20 protein-coding genes are annotated in these 23,619 nt (G+C 45.9%); 19 read left to right on the top strand and 1 reads right to left on the bottom strand.

The window, feature by feature from the left end; translation table 11 throughout:
• From AC6RNO_RS23030 to AC6RNO_RS23040, 3 genes are all read left to right on the top strand, one after another.
• Positions 1-2,732 (top strand): autotransporter outer membrane beta-barrel domain-containing protein (locus tag AC6RNO_RS23030; protein ID WP_497106896.1); only part of this gene is annotated, 2,732 nt, incomplete at its 5' end.
• Positions 2,733-3,110: 378 nt separating this feature from the next.
• Positions 3,111-6,491, top strand: a complete 3,381-nt coding sequence (locus tag AC6RNO_RS23035; protein ID WP_497106897.1) for an S-layer homology domain-containing protein — start codon at positions 3,111-3,113, stop codon at positions 6,489-6,491.
• 140 nt (positions 6,492-6,631) lie between these two features.
• Positions 6,632-7,288 (top strand): S-layer homology domain-containing protein, encoded by a 657-nt coding sequence (locus AC6RNO_RS23040; protein WP_497106898.1) that lies wholly within the window; start codon positions 6,632-6,634, stop codon positions 7,286-7,288.
• A 20-nt stretch (positions 7,289-7,308) separates the two neighbouring features.
• Here the strand turns inward: AC6RNO_RS23040 and AC6RNO_RS23045 are convergent, their stop codons facing one another.
• Entirely contained in the window at positions 7,309-8,070 is a 762-nt protein-coding gene (locus AC6RNO_RS23045) for a stalk domain-containing protein (RefSeq protein ID WP_497106899.1), read from the bottom strand.
• Between the two features lie 105 nt (positions 8,071-8,175).
• Here AC6RNO_RS23045 and AC6RNO_RS23050 point away from each other — a divergent pair, with 105 nt between their 5' ends.
• The 16 genes from AC6RNO_RS23050 to fliW all read left to right on the top strand — a co-directional run bounded on the left by AC6RNO_RS23050 (position 8,176) and on the right by fliW (position 23,619).
• Positions 8,176-8,715, top strand: a complete 540-nt coding sequence (locus tag AC6RNO_RS23050; RefSeq protein WP_474684352.1) for a hypothetical protein — start codon at positions 8,176-8,178, stop codon at positions 8,713-8,715.
• Between the two features lie 90 nt (positions 8,716-8,805).
• Complete coding sequence (locus AC6RNO_RS23055; RefSeq protein WP_497106900.1) at positions 8,806-9,081, top strand: small, acid-soluble spore protein, alpha/beta type; 276 nt, start codon at positions 8,806-8,808, stop codon at positions 9,079-9,081.
• Between the two features lie 303 nt (positions 9,082-9,384).
• The gene (gene metK / locus AC6RNO_RS23060) at positions 9,385-10,596 is read left to right on the top strand and encodes a methionine adenosyltransferase (protein ID WP_474684388.1); all 1,212 of its coding nucleotides are present in this window, start codon (positions 9,385-9,387) and stop codon (positions 10,594-10,596) included.
• Positions 10,597-10,758: 162 nt separating this feature from the next.
• Complete coding sequence (locus tag AC6RNO_RS23065; protein WP_497106901.1) at positions 10,759-13,362, top strand: stalk domain-containing protein; 2,604 nt, start codon at positions 10,759-10,761, stop codon at positions 13,360-13,362.
• Between the two features lie 88 nt (positions 13,363-13,450).
• Positions 13,451-14,635, top strand: a complete 1,185-nt coding sequence (locus AC6RNO_RS23070) for a sensor histidine kinase (RefSeq protein ID WP_474684349.1) — start codon at positions 13,451-13,453, stop codon at positions 14,633-14,635.
• Complete coding sequence (locus AC6RNO_RS23075; RefSeq protein WP_474684348.1) at positions 14,613-15,338, top strand: response regulator; 726 nt, start codon at positions 14,613-14,615, stop codon at positions 15,336-15,338. The genes AC6RNO_RS23070 and AC6RNO_RS23075 overlap by 23 nt, the downstream gene beginning before the upstream one ends.
• Before the next feature lie 51 nt (positions 15,339-15,389).
• A complete protein-coding gene (locus AC6RNO_RS23080) occupies positions 15,390-15,791 on the top strand; it encodes a hypothetical protein (RefSeq protein WP_474684347.1) in 402 nt (133 codons plus the stop codon).
• Positions 15,792-15,824: 33 nt separating this feature from the next.
• Positions 15,825-17,744 (top strand): DEAD/DEAH box helicase, encoded by a 1,920-nt coding sequence (locus AC6RNO_RS23085; protein ID WP_497106902.1) that lies wholly within the window; start codon positions 15,825-15,827, stop codon positions 17,742-17,744.
• Positions 17,741-18,538, top strand: coding sequence for a ComFC family protein (locus AC6RNO_RS23090; RefSeq protein WP_497106903.1), 798 nt, complete (start codon positions 17,741-17,743; stop codon positions 18,536-18,538). Before AC6RNO_RS23085 ends, AC6RNO_RS23090 begins: the two co-directional genes overlap by 4 nt.
• A gap of 115 nt (positions 18,539-18,653) precedes the next feature.
• Entirely contained in the window at positions 18,654-19,076 is a 423-nt protein-coding gene (locus AC6RNO_RS23095; RefSeq protein WP_497106904.1) for a TIGR03826 family flagellar region protein, read from the top strand.
• Positions 19,077-19,187: 111 nt separating this feature from the next.
• Entirely contained in the window at positions 19,188-19,460 is a 273-nt protein-coding gene (flgM, locus tag AC6RNO_RS23100; protein ID WP_497106905.1) for a flagellar biosynthesis anti-sigma factor FlgM, read from the top strand.
• Between the two features lie 32 nt (positions 19,461-19,492).
• A complete protein-coding gene (locus AC6RNO_RS23105; protein WP_497106906.1) occupies positions 19,493-19,993 on the top strand; it encodes a flagellar export chaperone FlgN in 501 nt (166 codons plus the stop codon).
• A 21-nt stretch (positions 19,994-20,014) separates the two neighbouring features.
• Entirely contained in the window at positions 20,015-21,607 is a 1,593-nt protein-coding gene (flgK, locus tag AC6RNO_RS23110; RefSeq protein ID WP_497106907.1) for a flagellar hook-associated protein FlgK, read from the top strand.
• Between the two features lie 31 nt (positions 21,608-21,638).
• Positions 21,639-22,535 (top strand): flagellar hook-associated protein FlgL, encoded by an 897-nt coding sequence (gene flgL, locus AC6RNO_RS23115; RefSeq protein ID WP_497106908.1) that lies wholly within the window; start codon positions 21,639-21,641, stop codon positions 22,533-22,535.
• Between the two features lie 12 nt (positions 22,536-22,547).
• Positions 22,548-23,117, top strand: a complete 570-nt coding sequence (locus AC6RNO_RS23120; protein WP_497106909.1) for a DUF6470 family protein — start codon at positions 22,548-22,550, stop codon at positions 23,115-23,117.
• Positions 23,118-23,193: 76 nt separating this feature from the next.
• Entirely contained in the window at positions 23,194-23,619 is a 426-nt protein-coding gene (gene fliW, locus AC6RNO_RS23125; RefSeq protein ID WP_497106910.1) for a flagellar assembly protein FliW, read from the top strand.

Raw genomic sequence — 23,619 nt, forward strand, 5'->3', positions numbered from 1 at the left:
AGCTGGCGACGTTCCTGGACCGCGTACTGGGCAAAGATGCTGACGCTCGGGCAAAAACAGGCAGCGACGCTACAGTCTCCGACTGGGCTCAAGGTTATGTAGCCCTGGCGCTGGAGCTGAAACTGCTGCCTAACGGCACAGACGGCACATTCGGCGGCCAAGCGAACGCAACTCGCGACCTGCTGCTCACTGGCGCATACGAAGCCAAGCAGCAATACGTTCCAGCCGGTAAAGTATCGGTAACCGATGCGAAACCGACAGGCGTACAAAAAGTAACGGTCAACTTCAACAAACCGGTAGACACCGGCAAAGCGAAACTGGCTTTGACACAAGGTTCAACGGCCGTAGCGACTACGACGACATTTGCCGATGACAAAAAATCCGCAACCTTGACGTTGACGGACACCAATCTTCGCGCAGGCGACTACACCGTTACGCTGAGCGGTTTGGATACTGCAGCTGTAGATAAAACAACAGCTACTTTCACGGCCCAAGACGAAACCTTGCAAAAAATTGACTTCGTTAACGCCAGCGACACAGTAGCTCGTACCACAAAAGCAACGGTCATGGTCAAAGCAACGAACCAATACGGCGAGAACGCTTCGTTCTCCGCAGGTTCCTACACAGTTATCCTGGGTAACGGCCAAACGGCACAAATTACGAAAACAGATGCAGGCTTGCTGAAATTGACATTTGACAGCACATTGGCTGCTGCAGGCACGGCTTCCCAGTCCAACCTGACGGTCATTCCAGTGAACATCTACTTCAATGACACGCACTTGTCGGCGAGCAAAAACTTCACAGTCGGCGTAGCGCCGTTCATTACGAAAATGGAACTGGGTACTGTAAAATACTCGAACGGTCAAACGAGCATCGCTCAAAAAGGCGAGACAGCAACGATCCCAGTGAGCGTATTTGACCAATACGGCAATGAAATGGGCTTCAGTGCGATCCAAAGCGCCCTGAGTACAAACGCAAACGACCTGGTAACCGATCAAAAAGCGCAAGTGGTATTCTCGCCATACGAGGCGCTGCTGAACGCAGGCATGCAGGATTATGACAACAACGATACCCCAGAAGTACGCGTGAACCTGACCAACAACATCGAGAAAGCCGGCGACTACACGGTTCAAGTGTACCTGCAAGGCGCATCGGCATCGAGCAAACTATCGATCGCATCCAAAGCGGTAGCGACAAAAGTGGAAATCGGCGACATGGGCGACGTGATTGCCGCGGGCGACACAGACGTGTACATCCCGATCGTGGCTTATGACGCAGCGGGCAACAAACTGAGCGTAGACGACCTGACAAGCGATCAAAACGTGGATCGGATCAATGTGGCAGTATCCGGAGCCAGCGCCCTGAACGAAGGTACTACAACCGCAGCAAGCGTAGCGAAAATCTACCAAGGCGGCGAACACAAAGGTTCCATCCGCTTGTCGAACATCACAGCGGGCCATAACGGCGTTGTAACGGTTAATGCCTACATCGCAACGTCCGGTGCGAACAGCACGGCTACGAAGTCCTACACGGTCGGCAACGTACGTATCCCGGATCACTTGAAAGTCGTCACTGAGCCGGCTAAACAAATCGTACCTGGCGGCTACACAAGCTTCGTGGTTCAAGCGATTGACCAATACGGCAAAAGCCAGGATTCCTACCTTGCAACGGACGGCCAAGGCAATGCGTCAACAAACGCTACTCCTACATCTGTTTCCGGCAGCGTGTACTACTACGCAAAAATGACGCCGGTGAACACAACAACAGGCGTTCAAGCGATCACAGCGGACAATGACACTGCATCCAGCGCCGTAACAGCTGCGTTCACATCGGCGAACAGCTTCAAAAACCTTCAAGCTGTGAGCGGCGCTACAGGCATGGTTGAGAACACAGCGTTCAATCAAATGAACGATACGTACCGTCTGGCAACCGGATCCGGCGCGTCGGGAACGTTCGGCGTGAAAGTGGAACTGGTCAAAGTAGACGCATCGGGCAATGAGAGCGTAGTTGATACCGTGACTCGCAACATCGACGTAGCGACATCGACCGACAGCCTGAGCTACAGTCTGAACAGCGTACCGGCTTTGTTCAATGCCATCGATAGTGGAGTTATCATCGACGGCGCTCAATACGATACAAGCGGCACACTGAGTGCAGCGGATCAAAAAGCAGCTAACACAAGTAAACTGGCCCGCGAAGTAACCGTATCTGCAACGAATGCAGCCGGCGACACTGTAGCGCTTCCGAAACAAATTACCGCCATCACTTCTTCGAACACATCGGTAGCTCAAGTCGTGTACGCCAACGGCAAAGGATATGTGATTGGTGACAAAGCGGGAACGGCAACGATCAACGTGAGCTACAAAACGAACGACGGCAAAGTTAAAACAGCAACAACTGCAATAACCGTGAAGAGCGACGCGCTTGCGGTAGATCAAATCAGCTTCGACGATACAAGCAAAACGATCGGACTTAGCGGATTCAACGCCTTCACTGGAATGAACATCGTCGACAACTACGGCATCAAGTACGAAGACGGCGACGCGAAAATGTACAACTACCTGCTCGGCGCAGCATTCTCGGTCGACCATGTAGTGGGCGGAACGGTATCGGTAGACCAATACGGCAACGTAGTGGCAACGCCAACAAGCCCATCGACATCTGTAAGCTTCGACCTGACAGCTACAACACCAAGCGGCAAATCGGCAAGCATCGCATTGACTGCTCAATAATCAATAAGCAAGCAAAGAAGACCCTTCGGGGTCTTTTTTTGTTTGTTTATTTTTATGCAAACAACGTGTTTTTAGCCAATTCAAAATAAAAAATGATGCAGAAAAAACTTTTTTTTCATGTGACGCAACTTTTTTTCGAATACTGCGTTTAATACTTTTGAAAACAGTTAAGGCAAGAAGAACAGTTAGCCTGTTTTGGAAATGATTAAAAATAACTCTTTACGACGCTATTCGACCATTGTATAATGTGAAGTGGTATGAGTGGGTACCTATCTTTTCTTTTCTAGTTAAAGTTTACTAGTTTCCATGTGGCTAAAGGGCTACAAGCGAACTTAGTTATAATTATGCTCCAACTCTGGAAAGGGGGTGAACCGGACAATGAGTGAATCGAGCTCAAATATTGTTAGATCAAACCTACAAAATAAAGCGAAAGATATTCGAGGAGGAGAAAAAAAGGTTATGAAGAAAAGTTTATCCGTAGTTCTTTCTACAGCAATGGCATTATCCGTATTTTCTTCCGTAGCATTTGCTGATACAGCAGCAACAACTACATCAGCAACTACAGCAACAAAAACATCCGCTAACTTCACAGATCTTAAAGATCTTGACGCAGCGACAAAAGCAAAATTCGACGCTATGATTAGCGCAGGCATCTTCGACGGAATCAGCGACACCGAGTTTGGTCTGAAAGAAGAAATGAACCGCGCTCAATTCGCTAAAGTAGCGGCTTTGGTCATGTCTCTTGACATCAACAAAGACCTGAAAACTTCCAGCTTCTCCGATGTTAAATCCGACGATGCAGCTAACGGCTATGCGCTTCCTTACATCGAAGCTCTGAAAACTGCCGGCGTAACTGACGGTTACGGCGAAGGTACTTACAACCCAGCTGGCAAAGTAACTAAAGAACAACTGGCAACTTTCCTGGTTCGCGTCCTGAATAAAGATGCTGAAGCAAAAGCAAAAACTGGCGACGATGCAACAGTTGACGATTGGGCACAAGGCTATGTAGCATTGGCTCTTGAACTGAAATTGTTCCCAGCAGCTGACGGCGGTTTCGGCGGTAAATCCAACGCAACTCGCGACCTGCTTCTGACTGGCGCATACGAAGCTAAACAACAATACGTTCCAGCTGGCAAAATTTCTTTGACAAATGTTAAAGCTACTGGCGTTAAAACAGTTGTAGTAAGCTTCAACAAACCAGTTGACACTGACAAAGCTAAAGTTGCTTTGACTAAAGGTGGATCTACTGCAGTAAATACAACAGCAAAATTTGCTGATGATAAAAAATCCGTAACTTTGTCGCTTACAGACGAGACTCTTCGTGCTGGTGAGTACACAGTTACGCTTAGCGGTTTGGATGCAAATGTTGTTGACAAAACAACAGCTAAATTTACGGCTGTGGATGAAGTAGTACAAAAAATTGATTTTGTAAACGCAAGTGACACTATTGCACTTACAAAAAATTCCACAGTTTTAGTGAAAGCTACCAACCAATATGGTGAGAATGCATCTTTCTCGGCTGGTTCTTACACAGTAATCTTGGGTACTGGTCAAACAGCTCAAATTACGAAAAAATCTGATGGCATTCTCAAGATTACTTTTGACAGCACTGTAGCAAGTGCTGATGGTGTAACCAAATCTCAATCTAACTTGACTGTTATTCCTGTAAATATCTACTTTAACGATACTCACTTGTCGGCAAGTAAAAACTTTACAGTAGGTGTGGCACCATTTATCACCAAAATGGAAGCTGGTACTGTTAACTACTCAAATGGGAAAACAGGTATCACTAAAAAAGGTGAAACAGCAACATTTGATTTGAACGTATATGATCAATATGGCAACCAACTAGGCTTCAAAGCAGTTTCCGATATCTTGTCTTCAACTGCAAATGACCTCGTTGAAGATAAGAAAGCTCAAGTTATCTTCACTCCGTATGAGCAACTTTTGAAAGCTGGTATTCAAAATTATGGCAACAATGATGTTCCGGCAGCTCGTGTCAGCCTGACTGATAATATCGAGAAAACAGGAGATTACACTGCACAAGTGTATCTTCAAGGTGCCGCTGCATCCACTAAAATTTCCATTACTTCTAATGCTGTAGCGACTAAAGTGGAAATTGGTGATATCGGAAGTGTGGCTACTGGGGATACCGATGTTTACATTCCGATCGTTGCATACGACGCTTCAGGAAACAAACTGAGCCTTGATGATTTGACAAGCGATAGTAACAAGGAACGTATCAACGTAACTGTATCTGGTGCTAATGTTCTTAATGAAGATGGAACAACAAGTGTTGCGAAAATTTACCAAGGTGGAGAGCATAAAGGATCTGTTCGAATGTCTTCCATCACAGCAGGTAAAGGCGGTATCGTTTCAGTAAACGCGTATATTGCTACATCTGGCGCTAACAGTAATGCTCAAAAACAAGTTACAGTCGGAAACGTTCGTATTCCGGATCATCTGTACCTTGCTACTGAACCAGCCAAGAAAGTTGTTCCAGGTGGCTACTCGAAATTTGTAGTTCAAGCTATTGACCAATATGGCAAAAGCCAAGATTCTTTCCTTACAACAGATGGTCAAGGAAATGCAGTAAATGCAACGATCGCGGCAGATGGTACTGTGTCAGGAGTTGTTTATTACTATACGAGAGTTACTCCTTTGAATGTAGCCGATGGTATACAAGCTCTTACTGTTGATGACGATTCTAAATCAGGTCCAGCAGACTCAACTGCATTGGCGAGCGACCCTACTCTCCCGGGATATGGAAGCATCACGAATTTGAGGAAATTTGCTTATGTATCTGGTAACAGCGGAGTAGTTAAAAACACAACATTTGATCAACTTAATAATACTTATCGTGCTGCTACAACAGTATCTGCTAGCGGAACGTTTGGATTCAAAATTGAGTTGATTAAAGTAAATACCGACTCTAGCAGAACTGAAACAGTTATTGATACCATTACTCGCAACATCGATGTAATAACTTCAACAGACAGCCTGACTTATAGCCTTAACAGTGTGCCTACTCTCTTCAACGCTCTTGATAGTGGAGTAATTGTTGATGGAGTAAGATACGACAATGGAAACGGCCCTGATGGTGTTGCAGGTAATAGCGATGATCCAATCTTGTCTGCTGCTACTCAAAAATCTGCAAGTGACAGTAAACTGGCTCGTGAAGTAACAGTATCTGCAACAAATGCTGCTGGTGAAACTGTTGCTCTGCCGAAGAAAATTACAGCAATTACATCTTCCAATACCTCCGTTGCTCAAGTTGTATACAACGGTGCTGGAAAAGCTTATGTAATTGGTAATAAAGTAGGTACTGCAACAATCAACGTAAGCTTCTTGACAAACAATAACAAAGTTAAAACAGCGACAACTAGCATTACTGTTAAGAATGATGCACTTGGTGTTGATAAAGTAACATTTGATGATGCAACTAAAACAATTGCTCAAAGTGGTTTCAATACATTTAAAGGTATCAATGTAACTGATAACTACGGCATTACTTATGAAGATGACAAAGCTCAGAAATACAACTATTTGTTGGGCATCACCTTCTCGATTGATAACATTAGAGGCGGTACTGTAACGATTGATCAATACGGTAATGTGAATGCAACTCCAAATGGTACATTGAAAGATACAAAAGGTACTACGGATACAACTGACGATGTAGCTTATGTAACATTCGATGTGACAGCAACATCCCCATCAGGCAAATCTGCAACAGTTTCTTACACAACAACTCACTAAGATAGTTTTTTAGTAAAAAGGAGACCCTTCGGGATCTCCTTTTTACTTTTCATATTTGTTGAGTTATTTGATTACCTATCATTATTAGGGTATAATGAGTGTAAAAAATGTAAATTAGTCATTAGTGAGGAGGTTTACAAATGCATGCGAAATATGCTTTTCGAGTTACAGTTTTATTAATCCTATTCTTGACCATATTTCCAACTGGGATTTTGGCGAATTCAGAGAGTGTTAAATTTGAAGACACGCAAAATCATTGGGCAAGCAAATACATAGACTATTTGGCCAGTAAACAAATTGTTGCTGGCAAGACAGAGACTTCTTTTGCTCCTGACGAAAGTTTGACTCGGGCTGAGTTTACAGCCATGTTGGTAAAAGCGATGAACACCGGCTCGCAAACGTCCGTAACAAAGCAAACATATTTTCAAGATGTGAATCAAAGCGATTGGTTTTATCCGTACGTTACGGAGGCTACACAAGAGGGAATTATTGGCGGATATGAGAATGGTACATTCCAGCCGGATAAAGCAGTTACAAGAGTAGAACTAGCAAGCATACTGGTAAGGGCTCTTGAACATAGCAATATTGGACTTTCCATTGGTGATGCAAGAGAAAAAGAATTGCTTGGCCAATATAGTGATCTAAAAAATCTTTCTTGGGGCGGGAAGGAAATTGCGGAAGTTCTTAATGCTAAAATTATGAATGGTTTGAATGATGAATTATTTGGCCCCAACGAGCAAACAACTCGAGCTCAGGCTTCCGTTGTTATTGTACGTTTTTTAAATTTGATTAAATAAAGCAGTAAAAACCCTTCTATCTACGAAGGGTTTTTACTGCTTTTATATTTGGCTGCTATAAGATCATGAATGCATTTGTTGGTGAAGTTTAGGTTCTTCTGGGTTATGGTTTGAGAGTTTAACAAACTAATTTTTAAACTATTTGTTATTTGTGTGTCATTAGACTTAGACCGCCAAAGAGTAATCAGGTTTCTTGTTTGGCCGAGTTGTATGAGCGCACTGGTTTGATTCGTAAGAATGTCTTTGATCGAATTATTGATTTTAATATCATTGATTCTCTCAGTAGCAAACGCTAGCGATTCTTTATAAAGATTATTTAGGTCTTCGTAGTCACTATCCGTCAAATGATCCTGGTTAATTGTCAAATCCGAATCCGCATACTGCTGCAATCTTACAGCAAACATCCAGAGTGCCATATCCGTATCGCTCAGCCATTTGTAGGTGTCTTTAAGAATTTCGAGGTCGTCTTTTTTTGTATTTGCATCATCTTTGGTTGGGGTTGGGGTAGTTGGAGTTCCGGCAGCTTTATCTTTTACTGTTACATTTACGCTGTAAGTTGCATCGTTCCATACAGCTTCGACGCCGAGCTGCTTCAATAAATAAATCGGGACCATAGTTCTTCCGTTGTAATTAATGGCGGGGACGTCATCGACTTTTAGTTCTTTTCCACTAGATTGTATGCTCACTATGGGATTTCCTTCGAAACTGCCGTGATTGGTAGAGGCATTGACGCTGCTGGATATAAAGAATAAAATCAAAGTTGCGGTTAGTAACCTTTTCACCGGAATCACTCCATTTTGTCGAATTTAGTTATAAAGTATACTTCAACAAAAGGATTGGAATTTCCTTTATATTACCAGATTTTTTAATGACAGGAGTGCACAACTATGAAGAAGAAAAGAGTTCTTGCGACAGCTTTTTCGGTTATTTTTTTATCGACGTCATTTTTGTCCGTATCAAAAGCCGACGCTCCAACGCCAGGATCATCGACGGATCCGGTCATTACCAAGAGTTATTTTGATCAAAATACTTTAAGCGAGGCAAAAGTGAAAGAACTTATCGCTTCGGCGCTAGCTTCACAGGGCGATACGTCCAGCGGCACAAACTCAGGTGGGAGTGCGACTTCATCGAATATGAGCGTAGTTTTGCTAAAATCCGGACAAACTCTCTACGCCGGCAGTGGCAGTGAGTTTATTGTGCGAACGGGCAAAACGGTTGTGGTGAGCAAGGATGGCGAGGGTGTACCCGACGTTACTGCTGGTAAAGATGTGGCAGAGGGGGCAGCAGTGGAATTAAATCATTTGCTCATTTTTCCTCGCGAAGGCCGCGGGATTAAACCGAGTCCAAAAAATACAGCGGACATTTATGTTATGGTTCGCGGCAGTTATCTTTTGCTCAATGCTGACGGTAGTACAGTGACTCCATAATTTTACCCCAGTTGACAACATCTTATGAGTTTTCGGCATCTGCAATCTAGCCATACTACAGTTGAACACAACTTAAGGAGGAGAATAGTTATGGCTAGAAGCAATAACGTCAAGGTTGTTCCCGAGTCGAAGAAGGCGCTGGATATCCTTAAGTATGAAATTGCAGAAGAGCTTGGGTTGCCTGTAGGTAAAAATGCCTATGGTATCGGCAATACGGAGTTTGCTACCGAGCTCGGTTCGATCCCCGCCTCTTCCATAAAAGAGGATTACTGGGGCCATATTTCTTCCAGGGATGCGGGTGCGGTCGGGGGCAATATTACGAGACGGCTGATCCAAAAAGCGGAAGAGACCCTTTTTACTTTGTAGGATAAAAATTGTTATGATTCTATTAATTTCACATGCTTTCGTTGACACTAGACAACAAATGCAGTAAGATAATTAATTGAAGGTCAATGCCTTTGCAGCCTTTTCCACCCGGAGAAGGTTCATTTTTGTTATAAGACAACTATTCTTTATGTCGGAAATGTTTATTTTTTACACCGCACCAGCGAGTAGAATACACATTCCGGTCAGCATGAAAAGCTGCTGATTAAAGCGCGAACGAATGATGGCAAGAGGCATCAATTGGGGGCTTTTCATACATACTATGATTATAGGAGGATGAATGACATGGCACTAGAACGTGGACGTCGTTTATTTACATCCGAATCCGTAACAGAAGGTCATCCTGATAAAATTTGTGACCAAATTTCTGACTCGGTATTGGATGCTTTCCTTGCAAATGATCCGAATGCGCGCGTAGCGTGCGAGGTATCCGTTGCAACGGGTTTGGTATTGGTAATTGGTGAGATCACTTCCAGCTCTGAGTATGTAGATATTCAAGCTATCGCAAGACAAACGATCAAAGAAATCGGGTACACTCGCGCTAAGTATGGTTTTGACTCCCAGACATGTGCGGTTTTGGTATCCCTGAACGAGCAATCCCCTGACATTGCGCAAGGCGTCAACAAAGCGCTTGAAGCAAGAGAAGGTACAATGTCCGATGAGGAAATCGAAGCAATCGGCGCAGGAGACCAAGGTCTTATGTTCGGATTTGCGGTTAACGAAACTCCGGAGCTTATGCCGCTGCCGATTTCGATTTCCCACCAATTGGCGCGCCGTCTGACTGAAGTTCGCAAGAACGGAACTCTTCCTTACCTGCGTCCCGATGGCAAGACTCAAGTTACTGTAGAGTACGATGGAGACAAACCGGTTCGCGTTGACGCGATTGTCGTTTCCACGCAGCACAGCGAGGAAGTAACTTTGGAACAAATCCAAAAAGACATCAAAGAGCATGTTATTAAGCCTATCGTGCCTGCGCAACTTTTGGATGATAATACGAACTATTTCATCAACCCGACCGGCCGTTTCGTTATTGGCGGACCTCAAGGGGATGCGGGTCTTACGGGTCGTAAAATTATCGTCGACACCTACGGTGGATACGCTCGCCATGGCGGCGGCGCTTTCTCCGGTAAGGATCCGACAAAAGTTGACCGTTCTGGTGCATACGCTGCTCGCTATGTTGCCAAAAACATCGTAGCCGCGGGTCTCGCCGACAAATGCGAAGTTCAATTGGCTTATGCAATTGGCGTAGCAAGACCGGTTTCGATCGCAGTGGATACTTTCGGCACAGGCAAAGTTAGCGAAGACAAGCTTGTCGAGCTGATCCGCAAGCATTTTGACCTTCGTCCAGCCGGTATCATCAAGCAGCTGGATCTACGCCGTCCGATTTACCGTCAAACGGCAGCTTACGGTCACTTTGGCCGCAACGACCTGAATGTTCCATGGGAACGTACGGATAAAGCTGAAATTTTAAAAGCGGAAGCTTTAATCAATAGCTAAGATTGTCAAGAGGCCATCCCTCAACGGGATGGTCTCTTTTTGTATTTTTTTTCAATCATATAAATACAACGGCGGCTGCTCCGTAACTTTTTCAATAGAATTAGAGTCTATATATTTGTTAAGTTCAGATAGTAGACTGATAGAGGAGAGTGGAAAAGCAGCATGAGGTTACGGAAGCAGTTGGGGATTGGAGCGCTGGCTTGCGCATTGTCATTGCAGATGGTTATAGGAACCCCGGTCAGGGCGGCTGATTCAACATTGACGTTAAGTTCGCAGGAGACGATTACTTCTGGAGCTATTCTCAAAAATTACGTTTGGTCGACTGCGAGAAACAATAAGAATGTATCGGTGAATGCGAATGTCATAGAAGTAGATTTAACCAACCCCAATGTCAAGATTGACGCAATGGCGGGAACGAACAATCAGTTCACGAAAAACCAGAGTGTGCTGGGTATGGCTAAGGATACCGGTGCCGTGGCAGGGGTTAACGGGGACTTTTTCGATACAACGGCAGAAGGAGCTCCTGAAGGGGCGCAAATAACCAATGGTCAAATCATGTCAAGCCCGACTCAGACATCCGGAATTTATTCGTTTGTGATTACGAAGGATAATCAACCGATCATTGATATTTTTGATTTCAAAGGATCGGTCACGGCCAAAGACGGAACAGCTTTCGATCTTACGGCAGTGAACAAGACGTATTATTGGGATGAAAGCGGCACGCCAATGATTGCGAACGGTCTGCTTCTGTATACGAATGCTTGGGGAAATCAGCAGCGTGCCGTGGACGGAACGAATGTTCCTACGGAGGCATTGGTTCAGAACGGTGTAGTAAAGGAAATCGAAGTAGATACAAACGTCAAAATGATTCCTCCGGCAGACGGTTTCATTCTCAGAGGCTCGGGGCAGGCGAGAGATTTTATCGTCAACCATCTTAAAGTCGGGGATAAAATTACGGCAAAATACGATATGATCCCGCATGACGCTTCCAAAACGTACGACTGGAAAACGTTCAAGACGATGATCGGCGGCAGCACACTGCTTGTCGATGAAGGGAAGCCGAGTTATTTCACACGGAATGTGAATGATTTCAACGGCTACACGCCGCGTTCCAGAACGGCGATCGGCTATTCCAAAGATATGAAAACCGCATATATTCTTACATCCGATAGGAGCGGCGGCAGCCAAGGAATGACGCTTCCCGAGCTCCAGCAGTTCATGATCCAGGCCGGCGTATGGCGCGGTATGATTCTGGACGGCGGCGGATCTACGCAGATGGTATCGAGGCCGTTGGGAGAAACGGCGCCAAAGCTGACGAACAAAACCGAGAATGGCAATCAGCGCGCGGTAGCGAATGGTGTCGGCGTGTACTCGACAGCTCCCAAAGGCCAGCTGAAAGGACTTATTTTAAGGGGAGCGAACGTATTATTCAAAAACGAGTCCAGTACATATCAATTCAGCGCCTATGACGACTATTACAATCCAATGGACGTATCTTCGATTGTCCCGCAATGGAGCAGCTCCGGGTCCGCGGGAACGTTCAAAGATAATGTATTTACACCGGCGCAAGTGGGCAAAACGCAAATTACCGCGACGTCCGGAAAAGGTTCTGCGTCTATGGACGTAGAAGTAGTAGGACGTGACCAGATCGCGTCCATGACTTTTAGCGCAGGCGGATTTTCATTGACGGAGGGTGGGGATTTCAGGCTTCCTATTACAGTAACTACGAAAAGCGGTTTAACGAGAGAGCTGCCTGCCGCTTCGGCGGATTGGGAGCTTAGCGGAATTCAAGGGAAAATTACCGGCGGTGTGCTGCATGTGGATAGTACGGCAGGCAGCCAGGGAGCCCAGGTTATTGCCAGATATGACGGCTACAGTACAATGGTCACATTGCCTGTAGGTCAAGAGAAGATTTGGTACGACCTGGATCATAACGCGGTAATGACGAATGGAGACCAATATCCGGCTGAGGTCGTCTCCAACGTCAAAATAAGCCAAATGAACGGCAATAAAAACCTGGAAATCTCTTATGATTTTACCAAGGGTTCAGGTACAAAAGCGGCTTATGCCAGATTTGACGCTCCGAGTGGGACGCCAGTAGACGGTGAACCGCAGTTTATTACGGCGAAAGTATATGGCGATGGAAGCATGAACTGGGTGCGTGCAGAGTTTGTGGATGCCGACGGCAAGCAGCAGTTGAGAAGCTTTACGGAGAATATGAATTGGACCGGATGGAAAAAGGTAACTGCCGATATGTCGGGCCTGAAGTTTCCCGTAACATTGAAGAGCGTATACGTTGCCAATCCAGCTATTGGACAGGATGAAAGGGCGTCCAAAGGGAAAATTAATATTGATGACATATCGTTCATTTACAAAGGACAAATGGCTCAGCTCCCGAAAAATCAGGTGAAGCTGAACGTAAATAAAAAGCAGGTAAGTCTGAATAACAATCCGATGACATTGGAACAAGCGCCGGTCATTATTAATGGGAATACGATGATACCGATTCGTTTTGTTACGGAAGCACTGGGCGGCAATGTAAAATGGGACGATAAAGAGCGCAAGGTAACGATTATTCGCGGAGACAAACTGATCGACCTATGGCTCGACAATCCGGATTTGATCGTGAATGGGGAACGCGTGACTGCGGAAGTAGCCCCGCGGATTATGAACAATCTGACTATGGTGCCTCTGCGACTAATTTCCGAGAAATTAGGGTGGAAGGTGGGCTGGGAACCTATAAATCAAGGCATTACGCTGGAATAAATAGTGCTAGAAGTACACTTCAAAACTGTAGAATTATGTTACAATATGGGGTAGACCAATTTCGTTTTCATAAAGGAGCTTGTTCCATTTGCAGCCGGACGCTATAGATCGTGTCATAAAAAACGCCATTAACGTCATGGAGAGCAGCAAGTATCAAATTTTTGAAATTGCTGAAACGTCCCGCCTGGAAAGAGAGGCTCTTGTTCGCGAATTGGCAGAAATTAAAGAAGAGGCCAGCATTACTATCGAACTAGTGGATAGGTTGGAAAAGGACTACAAACGATCCCGTATTCGTCTTACGGAGGTAAGCCGCGATTTCAATCGCTACCGCGAAGAAGATATCAAAACGGCTTACGAGGCCGCGATCGCTCTCCAACTGGAGCTTACGATCGCACGCGAAAAAGAAAACCATCTGAAGGCGCGGCGCAACGATCTTCAGCAGCGCGTCAAAAATGTGGACAAGCAAGTGGAACGGGCCGAAACGATAGTCTCCCAAATGAATGTCGTACTTGAATATTTATCCGGCGATTTGAACCAGGTTACCCGCATATTGGAATCAGCAAAAAATAGACAATTGTTCGGGCTGAAAATTATTTTGGCCCAAGAGGAAGAACGCAAAAGAATTGCCCGGGAAATTCACGACGGTATGGCGCAAACAATGGCCAATGTCGTGCTTCGCACCGAAATCGCAGAGCGAATGCTGATGAAGCAAGATGTATCTGCAGTCAAAGAAGAACTAATAGATTTGAAGGGACAAGTCAGAGGGGGGCTTGAAGAAGTACGCAAAATTATCTTCAACCTCCGCCCTATGGCGCTTGACGATTTGGGAATTGTTCCTACATTGCGCAAATATGTGCAGGATTTTGAGGAGAAGCACAAGATCCGTACGCAGTTCAATCTCGTAGGCAAAGAGACTCGTATTCCATCCGGATTGGAGATCGCGATTTTCCGCCTGGTGCAGGAAGCTCTTTCTAACGTGATCAAGCATGCCAAAGCCACTTTCGTATCTGTGGAGTTAACCTTGGAGCCCGAACAGGTTCAGATCTATGTGGTAGACAACGGTGTCGGATTTGATGTAGCACAGATTGAGCAAAGAATTGCTAAGGGAAACAACTTCGGTTTACTTGGCATGCGAGAGCGTGTGGAGCTGCTGGAAGGTTCGATGGATCTGGACTCCGCAAAAGATTCAGGCACAAAAATTACGATGCTGATCCCTATAGGCGGCGCAGAGAACAAGGAGGAAAATCAGTATGGACAACACGGCGAGTCATAAACGCAATGTAAGAATTATTATTGCGGATGATCACCAGCTCTTTCGTGAAGGTGTCAAGCGGATCATTAATATGGAAGAAGACATGGAGGTGATTGGCGAGTGTGGAGACGGTATACAAGTTATTGAACTTTGTAACCAGATCACACCGGATATAGTTCTGATGGACATCAATATGCCGCTTGAGAACGGGGTTGTGGCGACTGAACGGTTAAAACTTATTTTCCCGGATATCAAGGTCATTATTTTGTCTATTCATGACGATGAAAGCTATGTATTCGAAACATTGCGTAAGGGGGCATCCGGTTATTTACTAAAGGATATGGAAGCGGAGTCACTGATCAATGCGATTCGTTCCGTCGTCGCGGGTCATGCTTACATTCATCCTAAAGTGACGGGCAAGCTGATTAATCAACTGAGAAGAATGACGTATTTGGATGACGTAGGCGTAGTGGGCCCAGGTCAAGGAGTCAAGGATTCCGGTCTCAAATATATACATAATACGAATAGCCCGCTCACCAAACGCGAAGCGGAAGTGCTTCGTCTGATGGCTGAGGGCAAAAGCAACAAATTGATTGGCGAGTTTCTCTACATTAGCGAGAAAACCGTAAAAAATCACGTGAGCAGCATCCTCCAGAAAATGGAAGTTGACGACCGGACGCAAGCGGTTATTATCGCCATTAAAAACGGCTGGGTGACTTTGTAGGAACCCCCCCTCCCTCCACCGCATACAATGCAGGTAAGGGAGGGAGCCGCCATGTGGATCGGATTGCTTTGGATAGTTGGCTGCTACGGACTCAGCATTGCCGTGCTTCATATCTTGTTCGGCAGCCGCAAGGCCAGCAGCAAGAAAGCAGCAAGAGTTCTGCTCATTACCAAAAACAATGAAAATCAAATTGAATGGTATATTCGCTCATTGTTCTTCTTTTCGCGGGTCAAAGGACGGGAGCTGCAAACAACCGTTATCGATAAAGGCTCGTCGGATGATACAATGAAGATCATTGAGCGATTATCCCATACTTTCCCGCTGGAGATCTGCAGCGATTCCAATTATGAATCTGTGGATCATTATTTGCACCAGCATGAGATGGAAGCTGTCATTGTCGTAAATATCAGCAATAGAGAGGAACTTATCGAGATTCCGTTTGTCATGCAGTAACCGTTTACTTTACAATTGAAAGCCAGGTGAAGAATGAAGGCTCAACTTTATGCGCTGCATATTGGGTCCAAGCTGGAGTGGCATCTTACGATCCACGCATACACCGACATTCATTATTGGTTCGAGCAATACGCTGCCGACGCCGGCATCGTCATGCTGGAACCTTTTATTTCGTTAGGACAAGCTATACAAATGCTTAACAAGCTTGCCTCCGAAACCTCTCCAACGTCAATCCATTCTCAATCCCTCGAGTATATCAGCATTCTGCGTCGCGCCGCCGAAGCGTGCGGCATGACAAGCGGCTCTTGCGCGTCGTTTCACCTCAAACCCATCGATTACGGCATGTGGAAGCAAGGCATGTTTCCGCGTGTTCGACTGGATACCGATTTTTACCGGAATATGGTCCGCGCCTGCAGTGGCAGGTCGCTTCTAGCCGAAGAACTCCAGCAGCTGCTGGAATATTTGGGAGCCTCAATGAAGCCGGATGACTGGCTGCCCTATATTCAACTTGCATTTCTGAACAAGGATGTCATGGTGACGAACGGCTTCAAGCTCGATGAACGAAGAGACTGGCGCCGGGGCTTTCGGAAAATGGCCTCATACAGCTGCAAAAGATGCGGGAGCGGTTCTGAACGCATGTTTTGGTCGGCCTGTGTGTACTGCGGGCAGGAATGCCCTTATTGCGAAGAGTGTCTGACGATGGGCAGGACGCGCTGCTGTTCTTTGCTCATTCAAGGGGTTGCCGCTGAAATGGGCGGTAGAGAACGGTCCTCCGCGGAGGATGTTGATTATCAAGCATATTTGCAGCCGTGGGGGCTGAGCAAAGCTCAAGCGGCCGCGTCGCTGGAAGGGCTCCGCTTCCTTGAGGAAGCCCGGGGAAGTCACCCGAGCGGCGGCGGGAGCCAAGGAAGCCCCCCTGAAGACGCTGGTCGGAGGGCGCCCCGCAGCTTTTTGATCTGGGCGGTGACGGGGGCCGGCAAGACGGAGATGATTTTTCCTTTTATCCAGCGCACGGTTGCTGCCGGAGGCCGGGCGCTTGTAGCGACGCCGCGCAAGGACGTCGTGCTGGAGCTGCAGCCGCGGATCGGCAAAGCTTTTGCCGATTGCCGCGTCGTCACTTTGTATGGAGGCAGCGAGCAGCGCTGGGAGCAGGGAGAGATTACGGTTGCCACGACGCATCAGCTGCTGCGATTTGATGAAGCGTTCGATCTGGTGATCATCGACGAGATCGATGCTTTTCCTTACCACGGCAATCCCATGCTGGAATATGCCGCCCGCAAAGCGTGCAAGCGCAGCGGCAGCACGATCTTGCTTACGGCGACGCCGCCGCGCGCGGTCCGCAAGGCTGCCGAGCGCGGACGGCTGCCGCACGTAAAGGTGCCGGCGCGGTTTCACCGAAACCCGCTGCCGGTACCGCAGCGGTTGTCCGTTCCCCCGCTGCGCCGGTGCGTGGAGAAAGGCACAGTGCCGCACGCTTTGGCGGCACAGCTGCAGACATCGCTGGAGCGGGGAGCGCAGCTGTTTGTGTTTGTGCCCAACATCAGGCTGGTTGAGCCGATGGTGGAACTGCTGCGCCGGCGCCTGCTGGCGGGGACGGGAGAGCCGGCGTCCCGCGTGGAGGGGACGTCGTCCAAGGACCCGCTGCGGGCGGAGAAGGTGCAGCGGTTTCGGAGCAGGGACATACGGCTGCTCGTCACGACGACGATCCTCGAGCGCGGCGTGACGGTGCCGAAATCCGACGTGTTTATTGTCGACGCGGATTCGGGTCTTTTTGACGAAGCCGCCCTTGTCCAGATGGCAGGACGTGCCGGCAGATCGCAGGAGGATCCGGCAGGCAAGGTTTATTTTGCGGCAAAGGAATGGACGAAGTCACAGAAAGAGGCGGTGCGCCAGATTAAGCAGATGAACCGGATTGCCCGTAAGCACGGGTATTTGAAAGGGGGAGATTCGTGATCGATCGACAATTGTGGAAGAGTTGGGCGAGCCGTGCCGCAGGCGCCTTGCACTCGCTGCTGAGCCCCGGCAAGGGGGAATGCCTGCTTTGCAAGCAGACCTCCGCGGCGGTAAGCGGCAATGAGCTGGGGCTGTGCAAGTCCTGCTACCTCAGCATCCCCTGGATTCGAAGTGCGCTTTGTCCCACCTGCGGGCGAGGAGAGGCTTGCCCGGACTGCGTGCGGAGGAAGCAGGCTTATTTTGTAAAAAGCCGCAGTGCAGTCAGATATGACGCCGCGATGAAAGAATTACTCGCACGATATAAATATCGCGGAGACGAACGATTGCGCGCGGTCGTAGGGCAGATGCTGGTTCATGCATACCGCTTGCTGCAAGCCGAGACGGATTGTGTGAAGCCGGGTCGAGGAGAGGTTCAGCGGCTGATAACTTTTGTACCGGTCAGCGAACGAAGGCTGCTGGAGCGCGGGTTTAACCAAGCCGAGCAAATGGCAGAGGAACTAGGCCGTAGGGTGGGCATCCCGGTGGTCTCGATGCTGCATAGAGCCAGGCATACGGACAAGCAGAGCTTCAAGAACAGAAGCGAGCGGCTTGAGGATCTGCAGAACGCTTTTGAGGCGGACGCACGCTTGTCGGAGCGGGTTACAGGTGCTGCGAGGGCAGGTACGCCCGGTGCTGCGCCGGTCATTTATGTCGTTGACGATGTCTATACGACCGGCAGCACGTTGAACCAATGCGCGAAGGCGATCAAGGAAGCGTTGCCCGCACAAGTGTTTGGGATTACATGGGCAAGGTAGAAAGCAGGAATAAATGCCTGCTGCGAGAAAAATATATTATACAAAACGTGTCGAATTGCGGTAAACTGGAAGTATAAGTCATAAAATAATGGGAATTTTTAAGGGGGGCTGACGAATGAGTCTGAATGTAGGAAATTGCTCGAGATGCGGCCGCATTTATGTCAAAGGCGGCATATACGATGTTTGTCCCAATTGTTTAAAAGAGATTGAGCAGCAATATGAGAAATGTTTGAAATATTTGCGCGACAATAGAGGCGCAACGATTATTGAATTGAGCGAGGCAACGGAAGTTTCGATCAGACAGATCACCAAGTTTATCCGCGAAGGCCGGATTTCCATCATGAACGCGCCTAATATGTCCTACCCGTGCGAAGTATGCGGGACTTTGATACGCGACAACAACATGTGCGATTCCTGCCGGAGCAAGCTTGTTAAGGATGTCAATCATGTTAACGAGGATGAAAAAAGAAGGCAGTCGCAGCTCAGCGCCAATAAAATGACATACAACATTCAAGACCGCTTGAAGGAAAGACATTAATTCTTCGAATTTGCTTTGTAGGATATAAAGTTTTATAAAATAGATGCCGATAATAATCCTAAAGATTATCGGCATTTTCTTATATCTGCGAAATAATGGGGGTGTTAAAGTATGAAAATTAATGAAAATCAGCGAATCGGTGCAGTCAATCCTTACAATAAATCCGGAGACTCCAAGTTCACTTACGCTGCCGGCAAGAAACACAAGCCAAAAGACCATGTCGAGATCTCATCCGAAGCGAAGGAACTGCTTGATGCGCAGGCAAGCTCCCGTTCCGAGGAGAAAATCCGCCAACTCGATGAATTGAAGGATTCCGTTGCGTCCGGGAATTATAAAGTGGATGCCAGAAAAATTGCCGAGAAGATATTTCCTTTTATTAAATAACTTAATAAATTGAAGAAAACAGGTGAAAATGCATGTCCATTCAGCCCTTGTTGGAAATCATAGCTAAAATCACTGAGAATCATCTTGCTTTGTTGGAGTTAGCTAAAGAAAAAACACCGGCTTTGGTGAAGAATGAAGTGGATCAGCTAAACCTTATTGTACATAAAGAGAGTAAGCTGGTAAAACAAATAACTGAGCTTGATCATATGCGATTTCAAGAGACCAGCTCCTATTTATTATCAAGAGGATACACGCCTGAACCTAGAGTTACAATTACTCATTTAATAGGAATTATATTTAAAGCTGAAGATAAACAAGCACTAACGGAGAGTAGAAATCGGCTTTTGGATGTAATTGCTCAATTGAATGATGTTAATGAAAGAAATCAAAAACTTATCGAACAATCGTTAGCTTTTATTAATTATTCGCTGGATTTGGTTCTGGGTACGCCTGAGGATGAAGCCTTTTATCAAAACCCTTCAACTCTTAGTAAATCTGCAACAAGAGCTGGAACTTTTGATACGAAGGCTTAAATATTTGAAAGGGGCGAAATCATGAGATCGACATTTACTGGATTGGAGATATCTAAACGAAGTCTGTTTACTCAACAAGCAGCACTTCAAACGACAGGACATAACATTGCAAATGCTAATACTCGAGGCTATTCCAGGCAGGTTGTTAATATGGTTGCATCAAAACCTCTTGAGCCGCTGGGACTTACTAAAAGCACAGTACCTGGGCAAATCGGACAAGGAGTCGAATTCACCAGCATAACAAGGGTTAGAGATAAGTTTCTGGATGATCAATATTATAATGAGAATAAAAGCTATGGCGACTGGTCCATTCGTAAAGATACATTAGCAAAACTTGAAGCAATAGTAAATGAACCTTCTGATACAGGCATCAGTCAAGTTATGCAAAATTTCTGGAATTCTTGGCAGGAGCTCAGCAAGGCGCCTGATAATCTAACGGCTCGTGCTGTAGTGAAGGAGAATGCACTTGCTTTAACAGATGCGTTTAATCATACAGCAACACAGTTGCAAGATCTGTCTAACGATCTTACAGATAATATTAACGTAAAGGCGTCAGAAATTAATTCAACATTATCCCAGATTGCGAACCTCAATGGTGAAATTTTTAGAATTGAAGGTTTGGGTGATGATGCAAACGATCTGCGTGACCAAAGAGATGTTTTGTTGGATGATTTATCCAAAGTGGTTAATGTAAGTGTAGTGGATACATCTTCGGGGTATAACGTTAGCATGGGAACCCAGCAGTTAGTTACTGGTGATACTGTTGCAACTACAGTAACAGCCCAATCTCTTGCCGATAGTGCACAAAGTGGTGATTTAAATAGTGGAGAAGTGTACGGTCTACTGAAGTCCAGAGATACTCATGTTGCAGCTTATAGAAAGCAGCTTGACGTTATGGTACAGTCTCTAGTACAAGGAGATGTTACGGTTACACTACCTGCTGGAACTGTTGTACCTAATGGTACTATTATCAATGGAGTAACCTACACGGATGTTGCGGGCTCTGTGGCCGGAAGAACGCTCGCTTCGGACCAACAAGTCGTGGTAAAAGGTATTAACGGACTTCATCACCTGGGTTACACGATGGGAAGCCCACTAAGCACTGGTGCAGATATTTTTGTTGTGAAGCCGAGTGCTACAGGTATGAGTGCGGCGAATATTACCGTCAATCCTGATATTGTCAACAATGTACAAAATATAGCTGCTTCTGCACGTACTTATATAGATCCTGCGAGTTCTACAGAAAAACTTGTTATCGGCAACAATACACTAGCTTTGGCATTTGCTGGTTTAAAGAATGCCAAGTTCAATTTTGATCCCACTAATAGCGGCAACACTGTGTTAAATGGTGGTACTATGGACGAATACTTCCGGGCCGTCGTAAGTGAGATTGGTGTGCAAAGCAAAGAGGCAAGCAGGCAAACGGATAATCAGCAGCTGTTAGTTAGTCAAATCGATTCTAGGAGACAATCGGTTAGCGGGGTATCATTGGACGAAGAAATGTCAAATATGATTAAATTCCAACATGCTTATAGTGCTGCTGCCCGTGCGATGACTACTTTCGATCAAATGCTGGACAAAGTGATCAATAGTATGGGTCTTGTTGGAAGGTAGCGAAATTCAATGTTGAATAGGAGGTTTTATTATGCCTAGCCGGGTTACACAGAATATGATGAACTCACAGCTAATACGTAATTTAAATTATAATTTAGCGACTTCAAGCAATTTGCAGAACCAAATGTCAACGGGCAAAAAGCTGAATAAGCCTTCCGATGATCCGGTCGGAATCAGTTTTGCCATGCGTTATCGAGGCGAAATATCAGAAAATGAACAGTTCCAAAAGAACGCCGATGGAGTTCTATCATGGCTTGACAATACGGATACGCTGCTCAACCAAGCCGGGGATGTCATTCAACGTGTTCGTGAATTGACAGTCAAAGGGGCAACGGGAAGTAACGATCAAGGAGCAATGGATGCTATTCAACAAGAGATGCAGCAGTTGTTCAACCAATTGGTCGAAATTGGAAACAGCCAGTTTAATGGAAAGTATGTATTTAATGGCGAGTTAACCAATAATGCTCCTTATAACAAAACAAATCCGGAAGCAGATACGCCGGATACGACTAAAACTAGTTTTAATGTTGGGGTTGGCGTAAATTTGCCGATAAACGTTACAGGTCAAGAAGTGTTCGGCAAGCCGACAGATACCGACAATTTATTTCAAACACTGAAAGATATCATGACAGATTTGAAAAATAGCAATTTTACCGGTTTATCGGCACAAATCGGCAAAATTGACTCCCGAATAAATACATTTCTGGAAGTTCGTTCGGATGTAGGGGCTAAGACAAATCGCATTGAGCTTTCACAGGATCGTCTCAAAGATATTAACTTAAACCTTTCCAGTCTACAGTCCAAAACTGAAGACGCGGATATGGCGCAGGTGTACACTAATCTTAAAACAAACGAAAATGTATACCAGTCCTCCTTATCTGTTGGAGCTAAGCTAATTTCTCCAAGTTTAATTGATTTTCTGCGCTAGGAGGCGAGATGAATGGCATCGTTTCCTACCATTCAAATTCGCCAGACACCTGGCCGAATTGGTATTGAGGCGGAACGAGGGATACTGGACATCCGCCAACCGAGAGCTACACTGGAGATGCAAAGCATCCCATCCAAGTTGGATATTCAATCGCCAAAAGGCGAACTGAAAATTGATCAAAGCGATGCATGGGCGGCATTGGGGAGAGGCCCGATATTAGCCATGTTTAGCAAAATGTATCAGTTAGCTAAGCAGGATGGATTACAGGGAATCCAGCGCATTGGACAAAAGGGTGACCATCTTGCGGCTATTCATCTTAAAACGGATGCCATCGCTGATAATGCGGCAGATGCGGCTTTAGAATCACGTTATGTGAACATTTATCCAGAAGCTTCTTCGGGAAATGTACATATTGATTATACTCCACATAAACCGGATATTAGAGTAACAGATGGCAAAGTAGAAATAAACACGCATCCTAATCCTCCTGAGATGAATAACCGCCAAGGGAAGCTCAATATCTACATGCTTCAGTACCCGAAAATTGAAATAACCCCACCTCAAATTGATTTAAAGCTTTGATGAGGTATAATTAAGCTATAGATGGAAATCTATGGCTTTATTTATTTGGTACAATATAATCACAGGAGATGTTCTTATGATTAAATTAGATACACTGCATTTTGGTGAAATCGAAGTTTCGAAAAATCAGGTCATTCAGTTCAAGCATGGACTTCCCGGGTTTGAGAATATTATAAAGTATGCGCTGTTGCAGCCTGAAGGTAGTGATCCATTTACCTATTTGCAAGCTTTGGACCACCCGGAAATCAGTTTTTTATTGGCCAATCCGTTTGTTTTTCATAAACAATATGAATTTGAATTGCCGGAAGCGCTGCAAGAGGAATTGGAAATCAAGCAGCCAGGCGATGTGCAAGTATGGTCGATTGTAACGATTCAGAAAGACATCAATCAATCAACCATTAATTTGCTTGCTCCTATTGTAATTAATTGGACAACCAAATCGGGAAAACAATTCATTTTGCATGATTCGAATTATGGCACTAGGCAGTTGCTGTTTATTTGA

Source organism: Paenibacillus sp. sgz302190 (assembly GCF_059820445.1).

What these genes read in the sequence shown, in the direction of transcription:
- AC6RNO_RS23075 (WP_474684348.1), top strand. Translation starts at nt 14,613, where the DNA reads ATGGACAACACGGCGAGTCATAAACGCAATGTAAGAATTATTATTGCG.
- AC6RNO_RS23035 (WP_497106897.1), top strand. Translation starts at nt 3,111, where the DNA reads ATGAGTGAATCGAGCTCAAATATTGTTAGATCAAACCTACAAAATAAA.
- AC6RNO_RS23120 (WP_497106909.1), top strand. Translation starts at nt 22,548, where the DNA reads ATGGCATCGTTTCCTACCATTCAAATTCGCCAGACACCTGGCCGAATT.
- flgL (WP_497106908.1), top strand. Translation starts at nt 21,639, where the DNA reads ATGCCTAGCCGGGTTACACAGAATATGATGAACTCACAGCTAATACGT.
- flgM (WP_497106905.1), top strand. Translation starts at nt 19,188, where the DNA reads ATGAAAATTAATGAAAATCAGCGAATCGGTGCAGTCAATCCTTACAAT.
- AC6RNO_RS23105 (WP_497106906.1), top strand. Translation starts at nt 19,493, where the DNA reads ATGTCCATTCAGCCCTTGTTGGAAATCATAGCTAAAATCACTGAGAAT.
- AC6RNO_RS23085 (WP_497106902.1), top strand. Translation starts at nt 15,825, where the DNA reads ATGAAGGCTCAACTTTATGCGCTGCATATTGGGTCCAAGCTGGAGTGG.
- AC6RNO_RS23065 (WP_497106901.1), top strand. Translation starts at nt 10,759, where the DNA reads ATGAGGTTACGGAAGCAGTTGGGGATTGGAGCGCTGGCTTGCGCATTG.
- fliW (WP_497106910.1), top strand. Translation starts at nt 23,194, where the DNA reads ATGATTAAATTAGATACACTGCATTTTGGTGAAATCGAAGTTTCGAAA.
- AC6RNO_RS23050 (WP_474684352.1), top strand. Translation starts at nt 8,176, where the DNA reads ATGAAGAAGAAAAGAGTTCTTGCGACAGCTTTTTCGGTTATTTTTTTA.
- flgK (WP_497106907.1), top strand. Translation starts at nt 20,015, where the DNA reads ATGAGATCGACATTTACTGGATTGGAGATATCTAAACGAAGTCTGTTT.
- AC6RNO_RS23055 (WP_497106900.1), top strand. Translation starts at nt 8,806, where the DNA reads ATGGCTAGAAGCAATAACGTCAAGGTTGTTCCCGAGTCGAAGAAGGCG.
- AC6RNO_RS23040 (WP_497106898.1), top strand. Translation starts at nt 6,632, where the DNA reads ATGCATGCGAAATATGCTTTTCGAGTTACAGTTTTATTAATCCTATTC.
- metK (WP_474684388.1), top strand. Translation starts at nt 9,385, where the DNA reads ATGGCACTAGAACGTGGACGTCGTTTATTTACATCCGAATCCGTAACA.
- AC6RNO_RS23095 (WP_497106904.1), top strand. Translation starts at nt 18,654, where the DNA reads ATGAGTCTGAATGTAGGAAATTGCTCGAGATGCGGCCGCATTTATGTC.
- AC6RNO_RS23080 (WP_474684347.1), top strand. Translation starts at nt 15,390, where the DNA reads ATGTGGATCGGATTGCTTTGGATAGTTGGCTGCTACGGACTCAGCATT.